Origin of the sequence: Streptomyces sp. NPDC001502 (genome assembly GCF_042894785.1) — a bacterium.
Classification (GTDB): domain Bacteria; phylum Actinomycetota; class Actinomycetes; order Streptomycetales; family Streptomycetaceae; genus Streptomyces; species Streptomyces kutzneri.
On record NZ_JBIAVW010000003.1, the window covers coordinates 1 to 23,459 of the forward strand.

A 23,459-nucleotide genomic window follows, 5' to 3' on the forward strand; every position below is an offset into this window, starting at 1 on the left:
GCCGCCCCCCCCCCGCCCCCGGCCCCCCCCCGGGGGGCCCGCCCCCCCCGCCCCCCCCCGGGGGGCCCCCCCGGGGGCCCCGCCGCCCCGGGGGGGCCGGGCGCCCCGCCGTGGGTACGTGACGTCAGCGGCGGAGCACCTTGCGGGACACCACGTTGCCGAGCAGTTGCGCCGACTGCACGAGGGCGATCAGGACGAGCACCGTCACCACCATCACCGACGTGTCGAAGCGCAGGTAGCCGTAGGTCATCGCCAGGTTGCCGACGCCTCCTCCGCCGACCGTACCGGCCACCGCCGAGAAGTCGATCAGTGCGACGAGCATGAAGGTCAGGCCGAGGACGAGGGGGCCGAGCGCCTCCGGGACGAGGACCGTGAGCAGGATCCGCAGCGGACTCGCGCCCATGGAGCGTGCCGCCTCGATCACGCCGGGTTCGACGGAGAGCAGGTTGGACTCCACGATGCGGGCGACCCCGAACGTCGCGACGACCGTCATCGGGAAGATCGCGGCGTTGGTGCCGATCATCGTGCCGACCACCTCGCGCGTGACCGGGGCGAGCGCGACGATCGCGATGATGAACGGAACGGGCCGGATGATGTTGATGAGGATGCCCAGGACCGTGTGGACGATCCGGTTCGGCAGGACGCCGCCCTTGCGCGTGGCGTACAGGGTGAGTCCCACTGCCAGTCCGCCGACGGTCGACAGCGCCAGGGTGATCAGCACCATGTAGACGGTCTCACCGGTGGCGTCGAGGACCTTGGGCCAGAAGGTGCTCCAGTCCGCCTTCATCGGGCACCCGTTTCCACCCGGTCGGGGACGCCGAGTCCGGCGACGACCGCCTCGACTGCGCCCGCTGCGCCGCGCAGTTCCAGCGTCATGCTGCCCAGGGGGCGTCCGCGTACTTCCGCGACGCCTCCGTGGACGAGCGTGAAGTCGACGCCGTGGACGCGCAGGAGCTCCGAGAGGCCGTCCAGGGCGGGGCTGCCGTCGACGACGGGCAGTGTGACCAGGCGGCCCGGGTGGCGGGCGCGCAACTGTTCCAGGAGCCCGGTGTCCGGCGCGCTGTGCCGCGCGGAGCGGACGAAGGCGGCGGTGGTCGCGTGGCGGGGCCGCGCGAAGATCTCGTACACCTCGCCGTTCTCGACCACCTTGCCGTCCTCCATGACCGCGACGCGGTCGCACAGGGTCCGTACGACCTCCATCTCGTGGGTGATGAGCAGGATCGTGACGCCCAGCTCGCGGTTGACGCGGTGCAGCAGGGCCAGTACCTCGCCGGTGGTCTGCGGGTCGAGGGCGGAGGTCGCCTCGTCGCACAGGAGGACCTTCGGGCGGGTGGCGAGTGCGCGGGCGATACCGACGCGCTGGCGCTGGCCGCCCGAGAGCTGTTCGGGGTACCGCTTTCCGTGTCCGGCGAGGCCGACGAAGTCCAGCGTCTCCTCGGCGCGGGCCCGGGCCGCCGCGCGGTCCATCCCGGCGAGGCGCAGCGGGTAGAGCACGTTGCCCAGGACGGTGCGCGAGCGGAAGAGGTTGAACTGCTGGAAGATCATGCCGATCTCGCGGCGGATGGGGCGCAGCCGGCGCTCGCCGAGGGACGAGAGGTCGTGGCCGTCCAGCAGGACGCTGCCCGAGGTCGGCTCCTCCAGGCCGTTGACCAGGCGCAACAAGGTGGATTTGCCCGCACCGCTGTGGCCGACGACGCCGAAGACGGTGCCCGCTTCGACGGAGAGGGTGACGCCGTCGACGGCGCGGGCTCCGCCCGGGAACTGTTTCTCGACGTCGCGCAGTTCCACGGCGGCGGTCATCGCTTCAGCTGCTTCTGGATGCGGGCGACCTCGGCCTGCAGGTCGGCGGCGGGCAGCTCGATGTGGTGGGCGGTGCCGTTGCTGGTGCGGCGGACCTCATCCTGTACGGCCTGGGATGCGTAGAGCTTGATGATCTTCTGATAGTCCGCGTTGTCCTTCTGGTCCGCGCGGGCCGCGATCACGTTGAGGTAGGGGACGGACTGCGGGCCGGCGGGGTCGTCCTTGAAGAGCGCGGTGTCGGCCTTGATGCCGGCGAGCTCGGCGACGCCGTCGTTGATGACGGCGGCGTCCGCGTCCTTGAGGGTCCGGGGGGTCTGCTGGGCGTTCACCGCAGTGAGCTTGACGTGCTTGGGGTTGGCGGTGATGTCGTCCGCAGTGGCGAAGAGTCCGGCGTCCTTCCGCAGCTCGATGATCTTCGCCTGTTCCAGCACGCGGAGGCCGCGTCCCTGGTTGGCAGGGTCGTTGGGCAAAGTGATCTCGGCCCGGTCGGGGAGGTCCGCGAGCTGCTTGTGCTTGCCGGAGTAGAGGCCGAGCGGGACCACGGTGGTTGCGGCGATGGGGGCGATGTCGGCCTTGTTCTCGGTGTTCGACTGCGCCAGGAAAACCAGGTGCTGGAAGGCGTTGAGCTCGATGTCGCCCGCGCTGAGGGCCTTGTTGGGCAGCGAGTAGTCGTCGAACACGACCGTCTCCACGGTCAGACCCTCCTTCTTGGCCTCCTTGGCGAGGACGTCCCATTCCGGGGAGTCGCCGGAGACGCCGACCCGGATGCGGTGGGCGTCTGCGCCTCCGACGCCGCAGCCGGATACCAGGAGCGCGAGGAAGGTGACGGCGGATGCGGCGAACAGCGTACGCCGACGCGGCAGTGCAGAAATCATTGTGTGATCCATGTGCAGAGGAAGAGCCAAGGGATATGTGGATCGTAGATCGAATTGATCTGATGACCTTTGAATCCGAGGTTCTCTTCATGAATCTGCAATGAACGAAAGGGTGGAGCGGTAGCGGTGCCGAAGCCCGGTTCTCCTGCCACGGCGGCGCCGTGGCAGGAGAACCGAGGGCACCCGTCAGGTGCGGTACGCGTAGTAGTTCGCGTTCGGGTAGGACGCGATGATGCTCGCGAGCGACTTACGGTACGTGTTGGTGGAGTGGTACGTGAGGTACGGCATCCCGGCGCTGCTGCGGTAGGTCACCATCATGGAATGGTCCTTGGACCCGTCCCGGTTGAAGTCCACCTGGAGGATGTCTCCCACGTCCGCCTGGTAGACGTTGGCCAGGTTGGCGGCCCGCTGATTGGACAGCGTGAACCAGGCCCACTCGTTCACGCCGACCCAGGAGTCGGTCTGGCGGGAGCCGTCGTACCACCAGTTCCGGTAGTCCGACGTGGAACCCGGAACGGCCTTCCAGCCGCCCGCCTTCAGCGCCTGGCTGATGAAGTTGGTGCAGTCGCCCCCGGACCCGTTGTACTTCCGGTACGCCGGGTTGTAGTTGCTCCAGTACTTCTCCGCGTACTTCGCCATCGCGGCGTAGTCGTAGGCTCCACCCGTCTTCGCCTTGGGCTTCGGCGTCGCGGGGTACTTCGTGGACGCGGGCGTGCCGTCCGGGTACTGGTTCCCGTCGTCCTTGACGACCTTCACCTTGGCCGCCACGGGCTCGTTGACCGCGACGGGGCCGTTCTCCTGGGACGTGATCGAGGTCAGCTCCCAGTCGCCTCCCCGCTTGCTGGTGAGCGTCAGCTGGTAGCGCGTCCCGATGTCGGTCGTCGCCGGCTCGTCCCCGCGGAGCTTCTTGTACGTGAGCGTGGTCTGCTCGGTGACCTGGACGACGGCCTTGCCGCCGGTCACCGTGGCCCGGTCCACGACGACGCGGGTGGCGGCGTCCGTGTAGGCCTCACCGAGCTCCGCCAGCCGCGTCTTGCGGGACCGCAGCGACTGGAGCGCGGTGTCCTCGTCCTTCTTCAACTGGGCCGACATCCGGGTCTTCGCGCCGGCCTGGCCGGAGCCGTGACGCCCCGGCTGGTCCTCGACCAGGGCCTGCGTGCGCTGGGAGAGCACGTCGCCCGCCATGCGGGCGAAGGCGTCGGCGGTGGCACGGTCGGCGTCGCGGGGTCCGGGAACCGCGGTCGCGGAGTACGCGAGCATGCTTCCGGACGCCAGGGCCACGGTCAGGGCCGCGATGGCGGCGGGCCTGAACCTCTTAGGTATCACTCTGTTTCCCCTTGTCACCCGGTCCACACGGACCGGGGGACGGAATCTTCGCACAACTACCCGACTGTTTCGTCACGTTCCGCTTCGTCGCCGGACTGCCCGGCGGAAGTGGCCCCAGAGGCCGGTCGACTTGCCTCCGCTTGATCACCATGGGTCGTCTCCGGGGCGCAAGGAGTAATCCGGCCGACCACCGGTCGGGCCTCACAGCAAGTGCCTTTAGGGTGTGCGGGAAAGCACAGCAGAGGGGGCATTCGGAGTGGGCGGGAAGGATATGGCAGGTAGGGGGCGATCTCGGGACGGGCGGGCGGCTTCGGAGGGCAGCGGCGGAGCCGTCCCGGGCCGCCGGGGGAGGTCGGGGTCGCGCGCCAAACCACGGGCGCGTTCCGTCCGGCTCGAAGCCTTCGCACGGGCCCTCGGCCCGGTCGTCGCCCTGGCGCGCACGCAACTGCGGCGCCTGCGCCCCGACTTCCCGCGCCCGGGCCGCACCGGCTGGCGCAGGTGGACGCCTTCGTGGCGCCAGTGGCTGGGTGCCGGCCTGTACGCGTTCCTGGGCATGGTGAGCTTCGTCACGATCGCGTACGCGACCACAGACATACCCGACGATCTCAACTCCTTCGCCAAACAACAGGACAACGTCTACTACTGGGCCGACGGTTCCACGATGGCCCGGACGGGCTGGGTCAGCCGCCAGGAGATGCCGCTGGACACGGTGCCCGCCAAGGTTCAGGGAGCCGTGCTCGCGGCCGAGAACGGGAGCTTCTACTCGGATCCCGGGGTCTCGCCGTCCGGAGTCCTGCGCGCCGTGGGCGCCGCGCTGACGGGCGGCGAGACCCAGGGCGGGTCCACCATCACGCAGCAGTACGTGAAGAACGCCTATCTCAACCAGGACCGCACCGTCTCCCGGAAATTCACCGAGCTCCTCCTCGCCGTGAAGCTGGACAATCGCAAGAGCAAGGACCAGATCCTTCAGGACTACCTCAACACCAGCTGGTTCGGGCGCGGGACCTACGGCATCCAGCGCGCGTCCCAGGCCTACTACGGCAAGGACGTCTCGCAGCTCAATCCCAGCGAGGGCGCCTTCCTGGCCTCCCTCCTCAAGGGTGCGGCCCTCTACGACCCCACGCTCGGCAAGGAGAACCACGAGCGGGCCGTCGAACGCTGGAGCTGGATCCTGGACCGCATGGTCGAGACCGGCCGTCTCTCGCGCGCCGAGCGCGCCACCTACACGACGTTCCCCGAGCCCTCGGCCGCGTCGCTCGTCGGAATACCCGGCGCGCAGACCGGCTACCTGGTCGAGATGGCCAAGGCCTACACGGTCAAGGCCGGCCACATCGAGGAGTCCGACTTCGACCTCGGCGGCTACCAGATCTACACGACCTTCGACCGGGCCCGGATGACCGCGCTGACCGCCGCCGTCCAGGAGACCCAGAAGGACTTCGACGCCGAGCGGCGTCCCGACACCGACAAGTACGCCAAGATCGGCGCGGCGAGCATCGCGCCCGACGGGCGGCTGCTCGCCGTGTACGGGGGCCCCGACTACCTGAAGCAGGGCTTCAACGAGTCGAACGCGACGACGATCCCGGTCGGCACGGCTTTCACGCCGATCGTCTACGCCGCCGCGCTCGACGAAGGGGTGCTGCGCACGCGCGGCAAGGACCGTACGCCGGTTTCCCCCTCCAACACCTACGACGGCAATGACCAGGTCACCGTGCAGACGCCCGAGGGACCGTACTGGGACCGCAGCGGCAAGGTGGTGAAGGGGCACAACGACGGCGGCCGCAACTGGGGTCAGGTGACCTTGCGTCAGGCGGTGGCCCAATCCGTCAACACGCCCATGCTCCAGCTCGGCCTCGATGTCGGCCTCGACCGGGTGCAGGCCTTCGCCCAGCGCTCGGGGCTGCTCGAATCGAGCCTCGGCCCACGGATCCCCGCATTCACCCTCGGGGAGAATTCGACGCCCAGCGCGATCCGGATGGCCGGCGCCTACCAGACCTTCGCCGCCGACGGCATGCACACCGACCCGTACTCGGTGCGCTCGGTCACCCGCAACGGCGCCGCCGTGCCGCTCGACGCGCCGAAGCCGACCCGGGCCGTGACGGCCAAGACCGCTCGCGCGGTGACGGATGCCCTGCGGGACGCCGTCACCGAGGGGTCGGCGAAGACGGTGGGCAAAGCCCACGCCGGTACGGCGGGCAAGACCGGTACGACGGCCGCGAACACGGCGGGCTGGTTCGTGGCCAGCACCGAGCACGAGTCCACGGCGGTCGTGGTCTACCGGATGTCGCTCACCGACCTGGTTCCGCTGCCGCTCACCGGGCTGGGGGGCGACGCCCCGGGCACGCCCGGCAGCGAGCGGGCGGTGCGCCTGTGGGGCGACTACATCAAGGCGGTGAAGTAGGCCGGGGCGGTGAAGTAGGCCGGGGCGGCTGACGCCGCCCGCCCGTCTACTTGACCAGATGGGCCCAGTCCGGCGCCTGCGCGGGGTCGAGCGTGCGCAGTTGGGCCAGGACCTTGGGGTCCTGGGCGTCGAGCCAGTCCGCCAGCTCCCGGAACGACACGCAGCGGACGTCCTGGCGTGGGCAGACGTCCTTCATCACGTCCTCGACGGCCTTCATGTAGATGCCGCCGTTCCAGTCCTCGAAGTGGTTGCCGATGAACATGGGAGCCCGGCTGCCGTTGTAGACGCGGTTGAAGCCGTTCATGTACGAGCCCCGGGTCTGCGCCTGCCAAGCGGCGAATTTCGCCGGGTCGCCCTGGGTGCTGTCGCCCGACTGGTTGAAGAGGAAGTTGAAGTCCATGGAGAGGACCTGCACTTCCTTGCCCTGCAGGGGCATGAGCTGGAGGGGAAAGTTCCATATGTCGTCCTGCTTGGACGGCCACAGCTGGAAGTCTCCGGAGGAACTCGCGTCATAGCGCCAGCCGTACGGCTTGATCGCGGTCAGGAGGTTCTTCTGGCCCTCCAGGCAGGGCGCGCGGCCGCCGACCACTTCCCGGTCCGGGTCGAAGGGCAGGGGAGCCTCCTTGGTGAACCCCGTGTTCGTCTTCCAGTTCTTGATGAACGAGTACGTCTGGTCGATCTCGCTCTTCCATTCGGCGGGGCTCCACTCCCCGCCGCCCTTGGGCCCGCAGAAGTGCCCGTTGAAGTGCGAACCGACCTCGTTGCCGTCGGTCCACGCGCCGCGCAGCTGCCCCAGCGTGCTCTGCACGTGCGGGACGGTCGGGTACGAGATCGCTGCCGCGCCCTGGCTGTGCTGCGGCGGGCGGTAGAGCGCCTTCTTGCCCTCCGGGAGCAGGTAGATGCCCGTGAGGAAGAAGGTCATGTGGGCCTTGTTCTGCTTGGCCACCTGACGGAAGTGCGAGAAGAGGTGGTCGTCGCCTTCCAGCGCGCCGTCCCAGGAGAACACCACGAACTGCGGCGGCTTCTCGCCGGGCTTCAGCCGCTCGGGCTTGAGCTGCCCCGGCTGTGGCCCGGTGTAGGAGGTGGAGCCGTCTCCCAGCACCTTGGTCTTGCCGTCCCAGGTCTCCTCCGCGCCCTTCGCGGCGGCGGCCTCCTCGGCCGCACCGCCCGGGGTCGTGAACTTCGCGTCGCGCGGGGCGGTATCCGAGGAGTCGCCCAGCATGAAGGCACCCGCGGTCGCAGCGGCCCCGCCCAAAGCGATCACGGCCACGCCCATGCCCAGGCGTCTGCGGTACTGCGCCTTCCGGCGGACCTTGCGGACGTTCCGGGACTCCGTGCGGGTGCTCGGAGCGGCATCGGTGTCGACCATCTCAGTCGTCCCCCCTCATCACCGCAGACGGGTCGCGTGCGGATGGTTCATACGAATATAGAACTTGTCTGCACTCCTCCCGCACTCCAGATCCCTCATGTACGTCGATTCACAGCCATCCCACAGCCAGGCGCCGACAGGAGGGCGTTCGAGCGGAGCCACGCACGTCCAGCCGCCCGCGTGGTCCCACGCGCACCGCAACAGCGGGACCGAAGCCCCTTGGGCTCCTCGGAGGAGCCCAAGGTCCGGAGCCCGGCCGGCTGGGCATACCGGCACAATCCGGAGCCGCCGCGAATCGCGGTCGTAGGTCGGTGACCCCGTCCTTCGATTCGACTACGGTGCACCTCGATTGTTGATCGCAATCGGGAGGCAGCCCATGTCTGCAGTGTCGGACCGATGCGTCACCACGAGCGACCTGGAGCCGCTCCTGGATCTGGCCACGCAGGGCCGGGACCATCGCCTGCGGACAGAGGCCCTCACCGCGGCCGCCCTGTTGCCCCTGGATGCGACAGCCCTTGAGGATGTGGGTCAGCTCGTTCTCCTTATGCTCGGACCGGAAAACCATCGGACGGACGGCTTGATTGCGGCGGCCGGGGGTCTTCCCGTCCCGGGGGTCCGCTCCGTACTGGCCGGATGGGCCGCTGACGACAAGTCACCGCATCAGGAGGCAGCGGAGCGCTCCCTGGCGCGGGCCGTTCCGGTGCCGGAGCCAACCCGCACGGGTCCACTGGTTCCGGTCGCCACCGGCGCGGCGGAGCTATCGGCTGCCGTGGCGGACACGCTGCTGGCAAGCACCGGTTTTCCGCCCGAGCTGTCGGCACTGGCTACGCTTCCCGCAGTCGAGGCCCGGGGCCTGCTCACCCGGCTGGTCACGACGCTGGTCGCAGCGGCGGAACGGGACGACGTCACGCTGGCGAGGGCCACGGAACGGCTGGGCCGGGTCGTCCAAGAGCTGCCAGGAGTGGCGCTGACCGCGGTGCCGCTGCTGCCGCCGCGGGTTCCCGAACGGGCCAACTGGCTCGGTGCCCTGGTCACCCTCGTGTCACCGGGCGCCGTGCTCGCCGCCGTCTACGAGCGCCTCGACGCCGAGGATGCGAGTGGACAGCTCAGTACCCTGCGGCAACTGGTGATTGTGGCACCACACCTGGGCCGACCACCCTTGACCTATCCGCCCCCGCAGGGGTACGGCCCGTACGAGAACCTCACGTCCTTGCTGACGACGTCGGACCGATACCTGCGCGGGGGGCCGATCCGCGGCGGCGGGCCGGTCCCGCCGCCCCCAGCACCGCTCGGCAGACCTGACCCGCCTCTTGACCGGCGGGTCCAGCCGCCCACCGCACCATTCGACGGGCCGTCCCGACCCGCTCCCGCCACCACTCCCGACGCGACCAGGGAGGCGTACGCCCGCCTGGACGCGCCCAGACGCGTTGCTCCGGCGGAGGTCTTCGATCTCCGGGTGGGGCTGGCTCCGACTCCGTCGCCCGAGGTGTTCCAGCCCGCCCCGCTCACCATCCCCAGTGGGGTGTTCCTGCTGGCTGTGGAGGTGCTGGCACCCGGGTTCGAGGTGCTGGGCAGCGAGCCGCTCGGCTTTGAGATGACGGCCGGCCCGGACGACCCGTACCCCTACCAGCTGCGGCGCATGCGCGCGACGGACGACGGCGCCTACGCGGGGGAGCGGGTCATCACCGCGGTGTTCTCGGTCGGCGGGCGGGTGATCGGAGTGGCACATCGGACCGTACGGGTGGGGGAGGGCCCTGAGGACGTCCCTCCCGCGCAGGTCCGGGAAGAGCCGGCCGGCGTCACCTGGGCGCTGCCCGAGGACGATCCGGGCACCCGGCCCGACCTGGAGATCGTCGTGGCTCCGGCGAACGACGCCGGGGGCACACAGCTGTGCTGGCTCTACCGGTCCCCGCATCTGGAGGTACGGCCGCCAGGGAAGCCCCCCGTCACCAGGCTGGGCGGTGAGGCGGAGTGGGCGCGCAATGTCATGCGTGGTGTTCAGGACCACAAGGAGGCCGTTGACCTCGGCACCCACCTCCACGGCATCGGCCTGGAGGTCAGGGAGGCGATCCCGGACGAGGTGTGGGCGGCCCTGCGCGCCGCCGCCCGGGTGACGAACCCACCGACGGTGCTGATCGCCACCTGGGACCCCTACGTCCCCTGGGAGCTCGCCGTGGTGCCCCGGCCGTGGGGCGCCGGCCTTCCCGGATACCTGGGTGCGCAGGCCGTCGTGGGCCGGTGGACGTACGGGGACCAGCAGCGCACTGCGGCACCTCCCGCACGGCTCACGGCCCGGGCGATGGCCGTGGTGAGCGGCGATTACCACAGCAACGAACTCCGGCACGCTACGGCCGAGGCGGAACACCTGGTCGCGGAGTACCGGGCGGAGGCCGTGGAGGCACTGGTCGCGCCGGTGCTGGGCAGTCTGCGGGCGGGGGCGGGCCACGACATCCTGCACTTCGCCGTGCACGGGAAGTTCGATGCCTCCGACTCGGAGGACGGCATCAACATGACCGACGGCGCCTATCTGAGCCGGTACTCGGTGCGCGGGGTCGAGACCAGCCCGGTGCGTCTGGTCTTCCTCAACGCCTGCCAGCTGGGGCAGGGCCGAAGCGTGCTCGGCTCGAACGCGGGCATGGTGCCCGCCTTCCTCAGCCTCGGGGTCGGGGCGGTCATCGCACCGCTGTGGAACGTCGACGACGAGGTCGCCCGGGAGTTCGCCGAGGGCTTCTACCGGGCCGCACTCAAAGGCGGCACCGCACCCGCGGAGTACGTACGGCAACAGCGCGCGGCCACCGCGGGCGCGGCAGGCGCGGGTCTTTCGACCCCCCTTGCCTACCTGTTCTTCGGGCACCCCCGGCTGACCATCGTGTGGGACCGGGAAGGAGCGCAAGATGTCTGAGCTCGAACGGGACGGACGGATGGACCTTCCGTACGGTGTCGTCCTGCGGTCTTCGGACGTGGGCGGACGCGTGGGCGAGGTGCGGAGGTGGGCCGGCGCCGGTGCTCCCGTACGGGCGGCCGAGCCGGTGGCCTTCGCGGAGCAGCTGGTGACCGACAGCGTGCCTGCCGACTCGGCACGGCTGCTGGGGACCGTCATCCAGGAAGCCGGGATGCGCCCGGTTCTGACGCTGCCGCTCAGCGAACTCACCGCCCCGGCCCACCCCGGCGGACACGACCGTGCGGACGCCGCCGCCCCCGGGGTGGTGCTCCAGGTGCCCGCACCGGGAGAGGACGAAGGGCAGGTCGTCCTGGAGGTGGACGCGACCGGAGTGGTGCGCTGGGTGGTGTCCGACACCGCGGCTGGCGGAGGCGGCACGGACCGGGCCGGGGCCGTCCAGACCTTCCGGGTCTCGATGGAACAGTTCGGCCTTCCGGGCGGGGCACAGGACCGCGGACTGGCCGGGTTCGGCGTCCGAAAGGTCCTGCACGTCCTGCGCTTTCCGATCCAGCGGGTGGCAGGGCGGGTGGCGGAGTTTGCGGTGGGGCGATGGGAGGAGCGGTTCCGTCCGTACGGGTTGCGGCTGACGGGACCCGAAAGCTTTCTCACCCCGACGGCCGGCGAGACGGTCTCCGCGGACCGGCTGGCCGAGCTCGCCGACCGCCCGTTCCTCGTGTTCGTGCACGGCACCTTCAGCCGGTGTCACTCGGGGTTCCACGGTATCGCTGCGGACAGGCAGCTGCTGCAGGATCTCCACGAGAGATACCGGGACCGGGTCCTCGTCTTCGACCACCCGACGGTCCATCTGGAGCCGGCCGACAACGCCCGCTGGCTCCTGGAGCACCTACCTGCCGACCGGCCGCTGACCCTCGACCTCGTCGCCCATTCGCGTGGGGGCCTGGTGGCCCGCCAGCTCGGCAGCGAAGCCCTCGCAAGGGACGCCCGCCGACCGGCCCCCTGCGTACGGACCCTCATCCACGTCGCCACCCCCAACGCGGGCACCGTCCTTGCCGACCGGCAGCGGCTGGGCCGTTTGCTCGACGCGTTCACCAATCTGCTCTGCCTGCTCCCGGACGAGATGGTGAGCAGCACGCTGGAGGTGGTCCTTGAGGTCGTCAAGCACTGTGCCGCCGGAGCGCTGGGCGGACTGGACGGGCTGGCCGCGATGGACCCCGCCTCGTCCGCGCTGGGCGAGCTGAACGAGGCTGCCGTGCCCGCGGCGGGGACGGTGCGCGCCATCACCTCCGACTTCGGGCCGGCCGACGGGGCCGGACTCGCCATCAGGGCGCTGAACCGGCTGACCGACCATCTGTTCGGCACGGGCAACGACCTCGTGGTGCCGACCGAAGGCGTCCATCGTGCGGGCGCTTACGTCGTGAGCGATCCCCTCGTGATCCCCTCGGGAAGCGGGGTGGCGCACACCGACTTCTTCCGGGACGCGGAGGTGCGCATACGACTCGCCCAGTGGTTGCCGGGGAGCTGACGGGTCAGATTCCGACGGGCAGCATTTCGTACGGCCGCAGTGCACTCATCAGCGCGGTCGCCGCGTAGGGCAGGCCCTCAAGGCGGTCCCCGGATGCCGACCGTTGCAGGCCCCGGGCGACCTCGGCCGGTGTCCAGCCGATCCTGAGCTTTGTGACGAGCTCGATGATCTGCCGGGAGTCGCCCGGCGGGGTGAGCCCCGTGGCGAGCACGACGGCGGTGTTGCCCAGGGTGGCGAGCTGGTGCGCGAAGTCGTTGCGGAGCAGCAGTTGCCGGACCAGCTCACTGGGCCGGGCCGGCCGGGCGATGTCCAGGACGACCAGCGGTCCCGGACGCCCGGCCGGCATCCTGGCGACGAAGCGGTCCAGGTCGGTCACGGTGATGGTGTCCGAGTCCTCGCTCACCCAGTCGGACTCCCTGGAGTAGGTGGACGCCCCGAAATCGATGTACGGGACGGTGCCCAGCCCTTCCATGGTGGCACTCACATGGATCACGTCCGGTACTCGTGCACCCGCCATGAGACGGTCGAGCTGAGCCCAGTTCGGGTCGTCCAGGAGCGTCACGTCCCAGCCCTCCCGGGTGTACGTGACCCCCAGGTCGGCCCCTCCCATCTGGTGCCCGCGCTGCGACTCCAGCTGCCGGGCGGCTCCGCGCCGCAGGACCAGGACGTGGGGGCGGTGGCGGTGCTGCCACAGCTCCGCGCGCAGGCTCGCCCACGTGACCGGGTCGGCGACTCCGTCCGCTTCCAGCCCCAGGGAACGCTGCACGTGGAACAGCGCACGAGTGGTCTGCTGGCCCATCAGCCCGTCGACCGGGCCGGGGTCCGCCTCCAGCAGGTCCAGGGCCACTTGCAAGACACCGGTGCGGACCGTTCCGGTCCGCCATGTACGGGGCATCCGGTAGATGCAACGGACCCTGTCGTCCGTGGCCAGCATGCCGTGTGCGGTTGCCGCGAGTTCCCAGGGGACCTGGGCGAGTTCGGGCTGGGCGACGGTCAGGCAGAGATCCACCGGCTCCGTCCGGCCCGGGTCCAGGAGGGGTTCCATCGTGGTTGCGTGGGGCACCAGGGGGTCGTCGGCGAGGATCGCGTCGACGAGCGGGCCCAAAGACATCCTCTGTGTCCTCTCGTGCAGCGCCCGGGCGAGCAGTGTCGACGGCTGCATACGACCCAGCTCCCGGCCGTCGTTGTGGACGACCACAGCCCCGTCCGGGAGGAGTGCAAAGCCGAGTTCATCGGGGGCGGGAGCCTGCGGTGGTGGCACCTCGCGCTCGTCGCCGAGCTCGGCGAGGACGGCGCGGGCAGCGTGCGCGTGTGCCTCGGCCTCGGTGTGCTCCCCCGTCTCGGCCAGCAGTCGGGACCACGTGTCGTGGGACAGCGCCTGCCAGCGGTTCACGGGTCCCCGTGAGAGCAGGGCGTCCGCCAGGCGGAGCCGCTCGGCAGTGCGCTCGAGCGGGACGCGGCCTGCCCAGCGCCGGGCGACGGCGATGAGATGGGCCGCCTGGAGCAGCGGATACTCGTCGTATCCTTGGAGACAGGGCGGCTCCGGTTCTTCCCGGCCGGCAGGCCCGGTCAGGTCCATGAACCGGATCAGCCACCACCAGGCGAAGCTGTCTTCGCGGGTGAGGACTTCGGCCGCGCGCGTGGCGCAGGCGCGAGCGTCGACAAGCCGTCCTGCGAGGCGGTAGGCGGTGGCCGCGCGTGCGGTCAGCCAGCCGGCGTCTGCCGGATCCTCCGCCGCGGGCAGCTCCCCGTCGGGCAGGACGAGCGCGAGCAGGTCCGGCCCGACGTCGAGTGGCTCCGGGCAGTGTTCGAGCGCGCGCAGCATGGTGAGCCGGGCGCTGGCCGGCTCCACCCGGCGCACCGCGTGGAGCAGGGCTTCGCCGAACCGCCCCGACGAGTCGTTGCGAAGGGCCAGCCCGTGCCCGGCCGTCTCGACGACGAGCAGGGGATCCGCACCGGACTCCTCCAGCCGTCTCAGGACGTTCCCGCAGACCCGCGTGGCTCCGGCCGAATCCCCGTGCCGGGCCATGAAGTCCGCCTTCAGCAAGCTGCACCGGCTTGCGATCGCATTGCTCTCGTCGTGGTTCAGCCGCATCGCTTCGTCAAGGAACTGCGCCGCCTCCCAGTGGTTGCCGACCACTTCCAGCTGAGCCCGGGCAGCGTGCAGCGCGCATGCGGCGCCGCTTTCGTAGTCCTGCAGGCGGGCATAGCGCTCGCGCGCCGTCACCAGGTCGCTCATGCCCCGCTCCACCTGCATGAGTTCGATGTCGGCCCGCCCGCGCAGGGCGAACATCGCGGCCTCCTGCTCCGGCGGCAGGCCGACGCGTGTGCTCAGGGCGCGTTCGCACAGAGCGCGGGCCCGGCGCGGCCGACCGAGTGCGAGCAGGGCCTCGACGCCCAGGGCCAGGGGCCGTGCCTCCGCATCGCCGGAGGACGTCTCGGCCAGCCGTGCGGCCGTGGCCGGCAGCCCCAGGTGCAAGGCCAGCTCGACTTCCGTGAGACGCAGCCTGGCACGCTCGGCGGCCGGACCGCTCTCGTCGCCGGGAGCCGCGCGCACCCATCGCAGGGCTTCGTCGTACGCCAGGCGGGTCGCCGCGTCCCGGGCCAGCATGTGGGCCAGATGGGCCGAACCCGGCCGGTCTCCCGTCAACTGCGCCAGGACCAGGGCCTGGTGGAGCACTGCTGACGCCTCGTCCGGCCGGCCGAGCGCACCGAGGGCCTCCGCGTACACCTCCAGTGCGAAGCCGTAGTCCGCGGACATCTCGGGGGACTGCACGGTCGGCCGGAGAACCTTCGAGGCCCTCTCCGGCCGGCCACGGGCGAGGAGCAGAGCAGCGTGCGCGGTGTTCCAGCGCACGGGGGGAAGATCTACGTCGGACTGCGCCGCGATCCGCTTCACGGTGCCCACGCTGCGCTCGGCTCTGCTCCAGAGCTGGTGTCCCCCCGAGAGGTCCTCGCTGCGGGCTCGCCGGACGAGGGCCCACGCCAGTTCCACATGGGCCTCGGCATGCAACTGGGGGCCGAGCGCGGGAACGCCCCCGGCGAGGTTCAAGGGCACCCCCTCCTCGTCGACGTACTCAGGTCCGAGGATTTCCCCTGCGAGCTCGGCCACGTCCTGGAAGCGGTCGGCGGCCCTGGCCGTTGCCACGGCCTCGCGCCAAGCGGGGGCCGCCAGGTGTCCGTCGGCCTGGAAGCGGTGGTAGAGCGCTGCCCTGGTCCAGGCGGCCCATGCCGGGGGATGGAGCCGGGCCAACTCCTCGTAGTACCGCGCGGCGTCCTCGTGCAGCAGCCGGTAGACGGGCTGCACGGAGAGCAGGCGGCGCATCGGGTCAGCCACGCACGGGTGGAAGACGAGGGTGTCAGGGTCGGTCGGGGCAGCGCTCACCCAGGAGGACACCTCGACCGAGTATTGCTTCAGGCTCTCCCAGAGCCGCCCGAACTCCGCCGGCCCCTGCGGGGGGTCCACCCCGGTCCGGAACGCGTGTGGGGATCCGGAGGGCCCGGGATCGTCCTCGGGGCGGTCGTCCTTGCTTCCCCGCATCGCCGCGACCATGCGGGGGAGGACGACGCGTTCGGCGAAGTCCCGGCTCAGCCGTCGAGCCAGCACCCCGTACCGGACCAGCCACCGCAGGGCATCGTCCTCGATCCTGCCGATGATGCGGTCCATGCACCACGCGAGCATGGGGTCGAGGCTCTCGACGCTCTCCACCGACATGTCCGGCGAATAGTCCGCCACATCGGCGTAGAGCGCCAGCTGCCAGGGGACCCCCTGTGACCTGCGCACGATGATCTCCACCAGTTCCGGACGGCCGATGCCGCGCTTCCCGGACAGGTAGTTCCTGGCCTCCTCCCTGGTGAACGGCGGGATCTCCAGCCAGCCCATGTCCTGCTCCGGGAGGCGCTCGCCCAACCGTCGCAGTTGCTTCTCGGCGCCCGTGAGGCGCCCGGAGAGGACCAGTCGCACCTGGTCCGATGCCGCGTACACGTCGGCGAGGACGTCGACCAGTTCGGCGGCGCCGCCCAGGGGCCGCAGCACCGCGACTTCGAAAGCATCCAGCACGATCAGCAGCGGAGTGCCGGAACGGCCCTCGCTCAGCACGCTGAGGAACCGGTCGCGGACGTCGCGGGCGTCGGACTTGGTCCCGGCGGTGTCGAGCGCGGCGGCGCCCGAGCGGGCCAGTTCCGGGGCATCCCGGAACAGGACCGAGCGGTATGCCCCGTGGCGGCGCAGCAGTTCCTGGAACGGGGCTCCCGGCATCTGCTCGTTGAGCTGGTGGGCCAGCTCCAGCACCAGCAGCCACGGATGCCGGACGACGTTCACGGCGTCGACGGCGTCGAGGTCCACCAGCGCGCACGGCACCCTGGCAGGTGCGGCGACGCAGCGGCGGGCGATGAACCACTGGAGCATCAGCGACTTGCCCATGCCGCCGACGGCGTGCAATCGCAGCGCGCGGGTGGGCGTGCCGGCCAGCAGCCCGCCCAGTCTGGACTCCAGTTCGGGTCGGGACAGGTAGGGGCCCGACCTGAGCAACGCGTCGTACCAGAGCATCCGTGACCGGAGGTACCGGTCACGGTCACTGCGCAGTTCGGCCAGACGCGGACCGAACATCCACGCCCAGGACTCGTTGAGGGCATCGAGCAGGTCCTGGCAGCCGGGGAAGTCGAAGCGTTCGTCCCGCTCCCGGTACCACTGCTCGAAGCAGTCGGCTGCCTGGTCCGGATCGCAGACGACCAGGGCCTGCAGGGCCGCCTCCATCCGGCCCAGGCCCTTGCAGTACTCCGCGATGCGCGTCTGGGCGGAACGCAGTGCCCGGGGCACCGGGACGGAGTCGGGCACCGCCCCGCCGTCGAGCCACCAGGCCCGCCAGGCCGCTTCCCGGATTCCGCTCCCCACCTGGAGGGAGCCGTCGCCACCGGGCTGCGGCTCGACGCACGGCTGGAGAGCCAGCTCAGCGAGGGTCGGGCCGACGTCGTCGCGCAGCACCGCCTCATATTGCGCCTCGTCGAACCCCTCGACCAGGGCGCACCGCATCAGCGTCCCCCGCAGGGGCTCGGGCATCAAGGACACCGTGACGTCGGCGAGGTCCTCGCCCGCTGCGAGGCGCTTCGCCGCCTCGTCCATGCCGGTCATGACGTCACCTGCCGAAGCGTGTACGCCATCTGCTCCCACACCATGAGCTCCTTGGGGCTGAAGGACTCATCGCCGCTCTGCTTCCGTCTGAGCGCTTCGTCCCGCATGCTCCGGGTGAAGACCGCCCAGGATTCGTCGTCGGGCCGCTGTCCCCGGTAGACGTCCCGCTTGCGGGCGCAGTACTCGCGGACGAGGAGCTCCGCCTCGGTCCGTTCGAACGGCCTGACCGTCATGACCAGGTCGACCAGCTGCAGCCCGAGTTCCGCATCGAGCCCGCTGTCCACGGCCACGATACGGACCGGGTCGAAGTCCCCTTCCGCAGCGGGCTTCAACAGGCGTTCCACGACGTGGCCGTGTCTTTCGGCCTGAAGGACATGGTCCAGGACCAGCAGGATCGGTTTCCCGGCGACCAGCGGATCCCGGGTCACCAATCGCAGGAAGGCCTTGAAGTCGGTGAGGAGCCCGTTCTCGTAGGCGAGGACATCGTGCGGACGAGCGTCGAGGGGCGGCAGCGCCTCGACGGCCGTGACACCCGTCGGGTTCCCCTGGCGCAGTGACCGGAAGAGGTCTTCTCTGCTTTGGAGCATGTCGCCGAACAGTTCGACGTCCCTCTCGACGTCCGGTCCGAGCCACGTGGGCACTGCGTCCTTGATGTGGCCGAGCAGCTTCAGCAGGTCGAGGTTCCCCTTGTTCGCCAGATTTACGTAGACGACGGGAACGCCGCACCAGGCGCTCGTCAGGAGGCAGGAACGGGTCAGCTCCGACTTCCCGACTTCCCTGCCTCCCGTGACGGCCAGGAGATCGGCTGTGCCCGTTTCGAGCGTCCTGGTCAGCCGGCGCATCATCCTGCAGTGCTCGTCCCCTCGCCCGACCAGCCAGCGGGGCCCCTCGAACTCCGGTCCTCGTGTCCGCGTCACCGTCGTGTGGTCGAAGGGTTCGGGCCACTGGAGTGCCACCGCCGGGTCGGCCTGGACGGTGAGCACGGGCATGGCCCAGTCGCGGGGATGGCTGTCGTCCACCCAATGCAGGCGGTTGCGCGCGTAGGCCATGGCCTCGTCGAGCGCCCTCCCCTCGGCCAGCTGCCCGTAGAACTCCTTGCTGAACCGCACCGCGGGGGCTGATGCGATGTTGCCCTGCATGGCCACCACGGCCTGCGTCTTGCGCGCGAACAAGGCATCACCGAGTTCCCGGACCAGGGCCTGGGGATCCTCGTCCATCGTCCGGCACGCGTTGAGCACCGCGAGCCGCAGCGGTAGGTCGAGCGCTCCCTCGACGAAGGCGGCGCTGAGGTACCAAGGCCGGCCCGGTGTCATGATCTCCAGCGTCGGCTCCGCCTCGACCCGCCTGCCGTGCCCGATGAAATGAAGGACGTGCGGTTCGAATTCCGTGAGGACATCGCGGGTCTCCTCCCTGCCGGGCGCCCGCAGCACATGTACCTGCCAGCAGCAGGGGACGGTGCTCAGCCCGGTGTAGATGGCTTCGAGCTCTCTGTCCGAGTTCAGTGTCTGGTCGTAGGGATCGCCCACGACGACGAGGAGTCGCACCGGCCCGGTCAGCGGCTCGGTCTCCAGGGCGAAGGGGATGTGCGCCCGGACACAGGGGTGCGCCTCGTCATCGAAGAGATAGCGTTCCAGGGGCGCGGGGGTGCAAAGCAGTTCCCACGGCAACGGGCGAAGGGCGCTCGGCTCGAAGTCCAGCACCACTCGCGATCCTCGGAGGTCGGTCTCGGCTTGCCAGACCTCACGGAGAGGGGAGGGGAGCAGAGCGCCGAAAAGGCCCCGCCCCGTCGACCGCAGGTCCGTGGCCCGGGTAGTCTCGTCCATCAAACCGGCTTGCGGCGCCAGTGCGTCGTTCGGGATCAGCTCAGTGGCCCGTGGATGGTTGAACCATTCAGGATCCTGGCCGTCGTCGACGCACAGTTGCTCGGGAAAACCCCGCGCTTCGAGGTCTCCGACATGGATCAGGATCGTGGACATATCAGCCCCGCGCTCGTGGTTCAGCGCCTGCGTGATCGCCTCATTCCCATCGTCGACCCGGCGGGCACGGATGTCCATCCGGCGGAGGACGACAACGTCGAGGCGTCAGGGCCGTGAGGCGCCGCCGCCTCGTGCAGGTGGTCAGTGTGCCCCGTGTATGTGCGGAAGAGACCAGCCGGGCCGCGCGCCGGCCAGGTGCTTGCGGCTCCTTTGGCGTGGCACAGCGACCGTCTTCGCCTCACGGGGTGGTTCTGGCCAGGAATTCCTGCAACTCCCGGTGACGGAACGGGTAAGCCGTTCCAGCCACCCGTACGAGCCCCGCCTCGCACCTCCGGCGAACAGGCCGCCACCCAGCTCTACATCGCGATGTGTCAACGCAGCACCGATGCCTACCGCGCCGTCATCACCGGACCGGACGCCGACGAACGCATCGACCTCCTCGGCGCCCACCTCATCGGCGCCCACCTCCTCGGCGTGACCTTCAGCCGCTACGTCGGCACGAACGGCCCGCTGGCCCGCATGGCGCCCGATGCCGTCGTTCGCCACCTGACCCGGACACGGCGCGACATCCTGTTCGGCCCGTCCTGAACGACCGTCGGATGACCTGCGGATAGGGGCCTGTGCACGATCGGCGCGGGTACGCGACAACGACTTTGGGAAGGCGAGCAGGTCATCGCGGAAGCGGAGCGGTGGTTTCACTTCAGTACCTGGATGAACGTCCCTCGCTCGGCCGACCAGTCGCGCCGAATGTTCTGCCGGTAGATCATGTGGCGCTGCGGTCGTCGACTCGGTCGGTGCGGTGAAGGGCGTCAGCGGGGTTCGGGTGGTGGACGCCGCGATCAATCCCGAGGTCCCGTCCTCGACCAAGAACGTGACGGTGATCGCGCCGGCGGAGCGCGTCTATCGGCGTGTCTGCGCCGGCTGACCCCAGCCGCTGCGACCTTCATCGCGGACATGCGCCGCCACATGCCGCGTGACCTGGGCTCCGTTGGGGTCGTCGGGACCGCCTGCGGCTCGCGGGCAGGGGCCGGCCCCCTTTCACGAGGCCCGGCGGCATCCTGGTGGGCGTGGACGATGGAGGGGGCGACCCCGACGACCTGGTCCAGAAGGCGGCCTAGTCCTGCTTGATCGCGGAGATGTCGAACTCCAGTACGACCTTGTCGCCGACCAGGACGCCGCCTCCCTCCAGGGCCGCGTTCCAGGTCACGCCGTACTCCTTGCGGGAGATGCTCACCGAACCCTCCAGGCCGACGCGCCGGTTGCCGAAGGGGTCGACTGCGGTGCCCGTGTACTCGAAGTCGATGCTGATCGGGCGGGTGGTCCCCTTGATGGTCAGGTCCCCGGTGACGCGGTATTCGGTGTCGGAGCGCGGCTCGACCGAGGTGGTGTTGAAGGTGATGTCGGGGAAGTCGGGCGCATCGAGGAAGTCGTTGGTGCGCAGGTGCTGATCGCGCTGTTCGACGCCGGTGTCGATGCTCTCGGCCTTGATCACCAACTGGGCGGTGGAGCGGGCCGGATCGGCGCCGTCCAGGCGGGCGGATCCCTCGAACTCGTGGAACGCACCGCGGACCTTGGTCACCATGGCGTGGCGGGCGACGAACCCGATGCGGGTGTGAGCGGGGTCGAGGATGTAGTCGCCGGTGAGCTCGGCGAGGGTGGGCGGCGTGGTCAAGGTGCCTCCGTAGAGCCTGGATCCCGGCGGCGGTTCGAGGGGATCGTCTTCGGCCCCACGCTAGGCCACGCCCGGTTCCCGGCCCGGCCGGACGCACGGGCCGGCAGCAGAGTGCACCCTGATGGCGACTTCCGGCGCCGAGGCGACGTGGCCGCGACCCATCAGGTGATCGACGGGATGCAGGGACCGGTGACCTTCGCCGGCGACCTGCCCCGGGCCCAGGCCGAGTTCATGGCCGCCTCGCAGGTCCCCTGGGGCGGGGAAGCGCCGGGCGGCGCGGTGTCCCAGCCGGCCTGGCGGACCAAGCGGTCCTGGTACCTGATCGCCACCGACGGCCGCATGGTCCCGCCCCGGCCTAGCACCATGTCCGGGCGGATCGGTGCGCAGACCGTAGAGGCAGCCGCCCGTCACCCGGTCTACGTCTCGCAGTCAGACGCCGTCGCCGACCTGATCCGGCAGGCAGCCCGCAGCTGAACCCGACCACAGTCGGCCGAGCCTGCTCGACGCACTCCGCACTCCGCACGTCGTGCCCGGGACACCGCGGCGCCCCGCCGGTCCCAGGCACGGCCTTGTTCACGAGGTCTCGTGAACGAAGCCGGTGGCGTGGGGGATCTGCTCAGGATGTGTCCCGGTGCGTCGTACGCGCCTGCTCGGCGAGCCAGGATCGCGCGAGCTTCGGCCAGGTGGCGGCATCGCCGGCGCCCTCGGCGAGACCGAGACTGTGCGGGCCGTGGGCGAAGACGTGCACGGTGTGCGGTACCTCGTGCGCCGCGAGTGCCGAGGCCAACCGGTAGGTGTGTTCCGGCGGTACGTAGATGTCCTCGGCGGTGTGCCAGAGGAAGAAGGGCGGAGACGCCTCGGTCACCAGCGCGTCGAGGGTCGTCTGGCGGCGCAGGTGCGGTGAGGCGTCCTCTCCGAGCAGGATCAACCGTGCGGGTCGGTAGGTCTCGGTCTCCATGGACGTGATCGCGTAGCCGAGGACGGCGAACTGGACGGACTCGCGTGGATCGTCGCCGGGTGCGAGTGCGGCCAGGCCCGCGAGATGCCCGCCGGCCGAGAAGCCGATCACGCCGATGCGCTCCGCTCCCTGTTCGCGCCTGCGGCGGATCTCAGCCCGCAGGGCCAGGAGGGGTTCGGGATGCCGGACGTGGAGCGGGTAGCGGAAGACGCTCGCCGACAGGCCCATCGCGGAGAGCCACGCAACGATCGGCTCCGCCTCGTGGGGGGCGTGCACGGCGTAGCCCCCGCCCGGCAGGACGATCAGATGTGTCGTCGCGGGGTGCACGTGACTCCTCCTAGAACCAGGCGCCCACGGACGCGGCGACGGGGTCGGCCCCCGGCTCGCGCAAGGCGTAGAGCGTCTTCGCGCCGACCCACAGGAGGGTCCTGCCGTAGGGGAGGCCGGGGTGGCGGTCGATCATCGTGTGGAAGAACTCGGTCGCGGAGGAGCACTCCTTCAACGCTCTCTCGGCGTCGTCGAGGTACCGGCGGGTCTCGGCGATGACGCGGGTGGCGGCGTCGTCGAGGTCTTTGTTCTTGTGGCCGGCGACGATGTGCCGGGGTGCGAGGGCCTCGATGGTGCTGATGGCGCCCCGCCAGGCGTCCAGACCGCCTCCGGCCGACTCGCCGATGTACATGTGGGCGCCGTTGTAGAGCGCGTCGCCGGCGACGACAAGGCCGAGGTGGGGGACGTGCAGGACGCTGGTCTGCTCGGTGTCGGTGTGGCCGACCTCGACGAGGTGCAGGTCGTGCCCTTCGAGGGTGAGGGTGTTGTCGGGGACGGTGGCGGCGGTCACCGGGGCGTCGGGGATCTGCCCGGGCCAGAGCTTGTCCCAGGCGAACGGGCGGGCCTCCACGTTGCCGTGCATGACGGCGATGGTGCCGGCGGTGGCCACGACGGGCGCGTCGAACCGCTCGGCGAATGCGTTGGCGCCGAACCAGTGGTCGCCGTGGCCGTGGGTGGCGATGACGGCGGTGATGTTCTTCCCGCTGGCGGCCACCCATGCGGCGACCTCCTCGATCTGGCCCGCGGTGAACGGCGGGTCGACGAGGACGGCGTCCCGCGCGCCGTGGACGAGGGTGGTCGAGATCGGCTGGAAGGTGCGCGCTTCGCCGTTGGGCAGGGGTTCGGTCACGCTGATGGGGACCGGGTCGCAGACGTGTACGGCGTAGCCGAGGGTTTGCGTGTCCATGGGTGCTGACCCTTCTGATGAGGCGTGATCAGGCGAAGGAGATGTCGCTGAGGTCGATGCTGACGAGCAGCGGTTCGGCCGGCGCCTGGCCTTGGGGCGTGCGGGGGAGGATGCGGTGCTCGGTGGGGACGGCGATCCCGGCGAACGAGTCCCGTGGTCGTTCCGGTTCTTCGAGCACGTCCCCGTGGTGGTCTCGATGGGCACGCGTTCCGGCGTGACGCCGCTGCGCCGGTCGGGGCGCCGAACGGTGGTTTCATCGAGCAGATCCGTCACTGCTCCTTCTCCCTCTGCGCAGG

General features: G+C 70.3%; 17 protein-coding genes and 1 pseudogene. 7 read left to right on the forward strand and 11 right to left on the reverse strand.

Features of this window, described 5'->3' with window-relative positions; all coding sequences use genetic code 11:
- Positions 1 to 124 precede the first annotated feature (124 nt).
- From ACFY0D_RS04900 to ACFY0D_RS04915, 4 genes are all read right to left on the reverse strand, one after another.
- A complete protein-coding gene (locus ACFY0D_RS04900) occupies positions 125 to 787 on the reverse strand; it encodes a methionine ABC transporter permease (protein ID WP_390796997.1) in 663 nt (220 codons plus the stop codon).
- Positions 784 to 1,800: a methionine ABC transporter ATP-binding protein gene (locus tag ACFY0D_RS04905; protein WP_390796998.1), complete on the reverse strand. Its 1,017-nt coding sequence runs from the start codon at positions 1,798 to 1,800 to the stop codon at positions 784 to 786. The genes ACFY0D_RS04900 and ACFY0D_RS04905 overlap by 4 nt, the downstream gene beginning before the upstream one ends.
- On the reverse strand, positions 1,797 to 2,675 hold the full coding sequence (locus tag ACFY0D_RS04910) for a MetQ/NlpA family ABC transporter substrate-binding protein (protein ID WP_390796999.1): 879 nt from the start codon (positions 2,673 to 2,675) through the stop codon (positions 1,797 to 1,799). The genes ACFY0D_RS04905 and ACFY0D_RS04910 overlap by 4 nt, the downstream gene beginning before the upstream one ends.
- A gap of 186 nt (positions 2,676 to 2,861) precedes the next feature.
- On the reverse strand, positions 2,862 to 4,001 hold the full coding sequence (locus ACFY0D_RS04915; protein WP_390797000.1) for an amidase domain-containing protein: 1,140 nt from the start codon (positions 3,999 to 4,001) through the stop codon (positions 2,862 to 2,864).
- Positions 4,002 to 4,272: 271 nt separating this feature from the next.
- Here ACFY0D_RS04915 and ACFY0D_RS04920 point away from each other — a divergent pair, with 271 nt between their 5' ends.
- A complete protein-coding gene (locus tag ACFY0D_RS04920; RefSeq protein ID WP_390797001.1) occupies positions 4,273 to 6,399 on the forward strand; it encodes a transglycosylase domain-containing protein in 2,127 nt (708 codons plus the stop codon).
- Positions 6,400 to 6,445: 46 nt separating this feature from the next.
- Here ACFY0D_RS04920 and ACFY0D_RS04925 read toward each other — a convergent pair whose 3' ends face one another.
- The gene (locus ACFY0D_RS04925; RefSeq protein WP_390797002.1) at positions 6,446 to 7,768 is read right to left on the reverse strand and encodes a hypothetical protein; all 1,323 of its coding nucleotides are present in this window, start codon (positions 7,766 to 7,768) and stop codon (positions 6,446 to 6,448) included.
- Between the two features lie 769 nt (positions 7,769 to 8,537).
- Between ACFY0D_RS04925 and ACFY0D_RS04930 the strand changes: the two genes are divergently transcribed.
- Positions 8,538 to 10,670: a CHAT domain-containing protein gene (locus ACFY0D_RS04930; protein ID WP_390797003.1), complete on the forward strand. Its 2,133-nt coding sequence runs from the start codon at positions 8,538 to 8,540 to the stop codon at positions 10,668 to 10,670.
- Positions 10,663 to 12,192, forward strand: coding sequence for an esterase/lipase family protein (locus tag ACFY0D_RS04935; protein ID WP_390797004.1), 1,530 nt, complete (start codon positions 10,663 to 10,665; stop codon positions 12,190 to 12,192). The genes ACFY0D_RS04930 and ACFY0D_RS04935 overlap by 8 nt, the downstream gene beginning before the upstream one ends.
- A 4-nt stretch (positions 12,193 to 12,196) precedes the next feature.
- Here the strand turns inward: ACFY0D_RS04935 and ACFY0D_RS04940 are convergent, their stop codons facing one another.
- Together ACFY0D_RS04940 and ACFY0D_RS04945 are read right to left on the reverse strand one after the other, a co-directional pair.
- Positions 12,197 to 17,323: a peptidoglycan-binding protein gene (locus ACFY0D_RS04940; protein WP_390797005.1), complete on the reverse strand. Its 5,127-nt coding sequence runs from the start codon at positions 17,321 to 17,323 to the stop codon at positions 12,197 to 12,199.
- Positions 17,320 to 19,299 (reverse strand): CHAT domain-containing protein, encoded by a 1,980-nt coding sequence (locus tag ACFY0D_RS04945; RefSeq protein WP_390797006.1) that lies wholly within the window; start codon positions 19,297 to 19,299, stop codon positions 17,320 to 17,322. The genes ACFY0D_RS04940 and ACFY0D_RS04945 overlap by 4 nt, the downstream gene beginning before the upstream one ends.
- Here ACFY0D_RS04945 and ACFY0D_RS04950 point away from each other — a divergent pair.
- The 3 genes and pseudogenes from ACFY0D_RS04950 to ACFY0D_RS04960 form a co-directional block, all read left to right on the forward strand.
- Positions 19,201 to 19,416, forward strand: a complete 216-nt coding sequence (locus ACFY0D_RS04950; RefSeq protein ID WP_390797421.1) for a hypothetical protein — start codon at positions 19,201 to 19,203, stop codon at positions 19,414 to 19,416. The genes ACFY0D_RS04945 and ACFY0D_RS04950 overlap by 99 nt on opposite strands.
- Positions 19,417 to 19,494: 78 nt before the next feature.
- On the forward strand, positions 19,495 to 19,887 hold the full coding sequence (locus ACFY0D_RS04955; RefSeq protein WP_390797400.1) for a hypothetical protein: 393 nt from the start codon (positions 19,495 to 19,497) through the stop codon (positions 19,885 to 19,887).
- Between the two features lie 172 nt (positions 19,888 to 20,059).
- A pseudogene (locus ACFY0D_RS04960) lies at positions 20,060 to 20,224 on the forward strand (GMC oxidoreductase); the annotation flags it as partial.
- A gap of 189 nt (positions 20,225 to 20,413) precedes the next feature.
- Here ACFY0D_RS04960 and ACFY0D_RS04965 read toward each other — a convergent pair.
- A complete protein-coding gene (locus tag ACFY0D_RS04965) occupies positions 20,414 to 20,971 on the reverse strand; it encodes a YceI family protein (protein ID WP_390797007.1) in 558 nt (185 codons plus the stop codon).
- Positions 20,972 to 21,118: 147 nt separating this feature from the next.
- On the opposite strand from ACFY0D_RS04965, the gene ACFY0D_RS04970 reads away from it, so the two are divergent.
- Positions 21,119 to 21,445 carry a hypothetical protein gene (locus ACFY0D_RS04970; RefSeq protein WP_390797008.1) on the forward strand — a complete coding sequence of 109 codons (327 nt, stop codon included), beginning with the start codon at positions 21,119 to 21,121 and terminating at the stop codon, positions 21,443 to 21,445.
- A 142-nt stretch (positions 21,446 to 21,587) separates the two neighbouring features.
- On the opposite strand, the gene ACFY0D_RS04975 is transcribed toward ACFY0D_RS04970, so the two are convergent.
- The 3 genes from ACFY0D_RS04975 to ACFY0D_RS04985 are packed head-to-tail and all read right to left on the reverse strand — an operon-like array spanning position 21,588 to position 23,341.
- Positions 21,588 to 22,256, reverse strand: a complete 669-nt coding sequence (locus ACFY0D_RS04975) for an alpha/beta hydrolase (RefSeq protein WP_390797009.1) — start codon at positions 22,254 to 22,256, stop codon at positions 21,588 to 21,590.
- A 10-nt stretch (positions 22,257 to 22,266) separates the two neighbouring features.
- Positions 22,267 to 23,163, reverse strand: coding sequence for an MBL fold metallo-hydrolase (locus tag ACFY0D_RS04980; RefSeq protein WP_390797010.1), 897 nt, complete (start codon positions 23,161 to 23,163; stop codon positions 22,267 to 22,269).
- Positions 23,164 to 23,191: 28 nt separating this feature from the next.
- Entirely contained in the window at positions 23,192 to 23,341 is a 150-nt protein-coding gene (locus ACFY0D_RS04985; RefSeq protein ID WP_390797011.1) for a hypothetical protein, read from the reverse strand.
- Positions 23,342 to 23,459 lie beyond the last annotated feature (118 nt).

Coding starts and splice junctions, on each gene's coding strand:
- ACFY0D_RS04900 (WP_390796997.1), bottom strand. CDS start 787: ATGAAGGCGGACTGGAGCACCTTCTGGCCCAAGGTCCTCGACGCCACC.
- ACFY0D_RS04905 (WP_390796998.1), bottom strand. CDS start 1,800: ATGACCGCCGCCGTGGAACTGCGCGACGTCGAGAAACAGTTCCCGGGC.
- ACFY0D_RS04910 (WP_390796999.1), bottom strand. CDS start 2,675: ATGATTTCTGCACTGCCGCGTCGGCGTACGCTGTTCGCCGCATCCGCC.
- ACFY0D_RS04920 (WP_390797001.1), top strand. CDS start 4,273: ATGGCAGGTAGGGGGCGATCTCGGGACGGGCGGGCGGCTTCGGAGGGC.
- ACFY0D_RS04925 (WP_390797002.1), bottom strand. CDS start 7,768: ATGGTCGACACCGATGCCGCTCCGAGCACCCGCACGGAGTCCCGGAAC.
- ACFY0D_RS04935 (WP_390797004.1), top strand. CDS start 10,663: ATGTCTGAGCTCGAACGGGACGGACGGATGGACCTTCCGTACGGTGTC.
- ACFY0D_RS04940 (WP_390797005.1), bottom strand. CDS start 17,323: ATGACCGGCATGGACGAGGCGGCGAAGCGCCTCGCAGCGGGCGAGGAC.
- ACFY0D_RS04950 (WP_390797421.1), top strand. CDS start 19,201: ATGGTTGAACCATTCAGGATCCTGGCCGTCGTCGACGCACAGTTGCTC.
- ACFY0D_RS04945 (WP_390797006.1), bottom strand. CDS start 19,299: ATGTCCACGATCCTGATCCATGTCGGAGACCTCGAAGCGCGGGGTTTT.
- ACFY0D_RS04980 (WP_390797010.1), bottom strand. CDS start 23,163: ATGGACACGCAAACCCTCGGCTACGCCGTACACGTCTGCGACCCGGTC.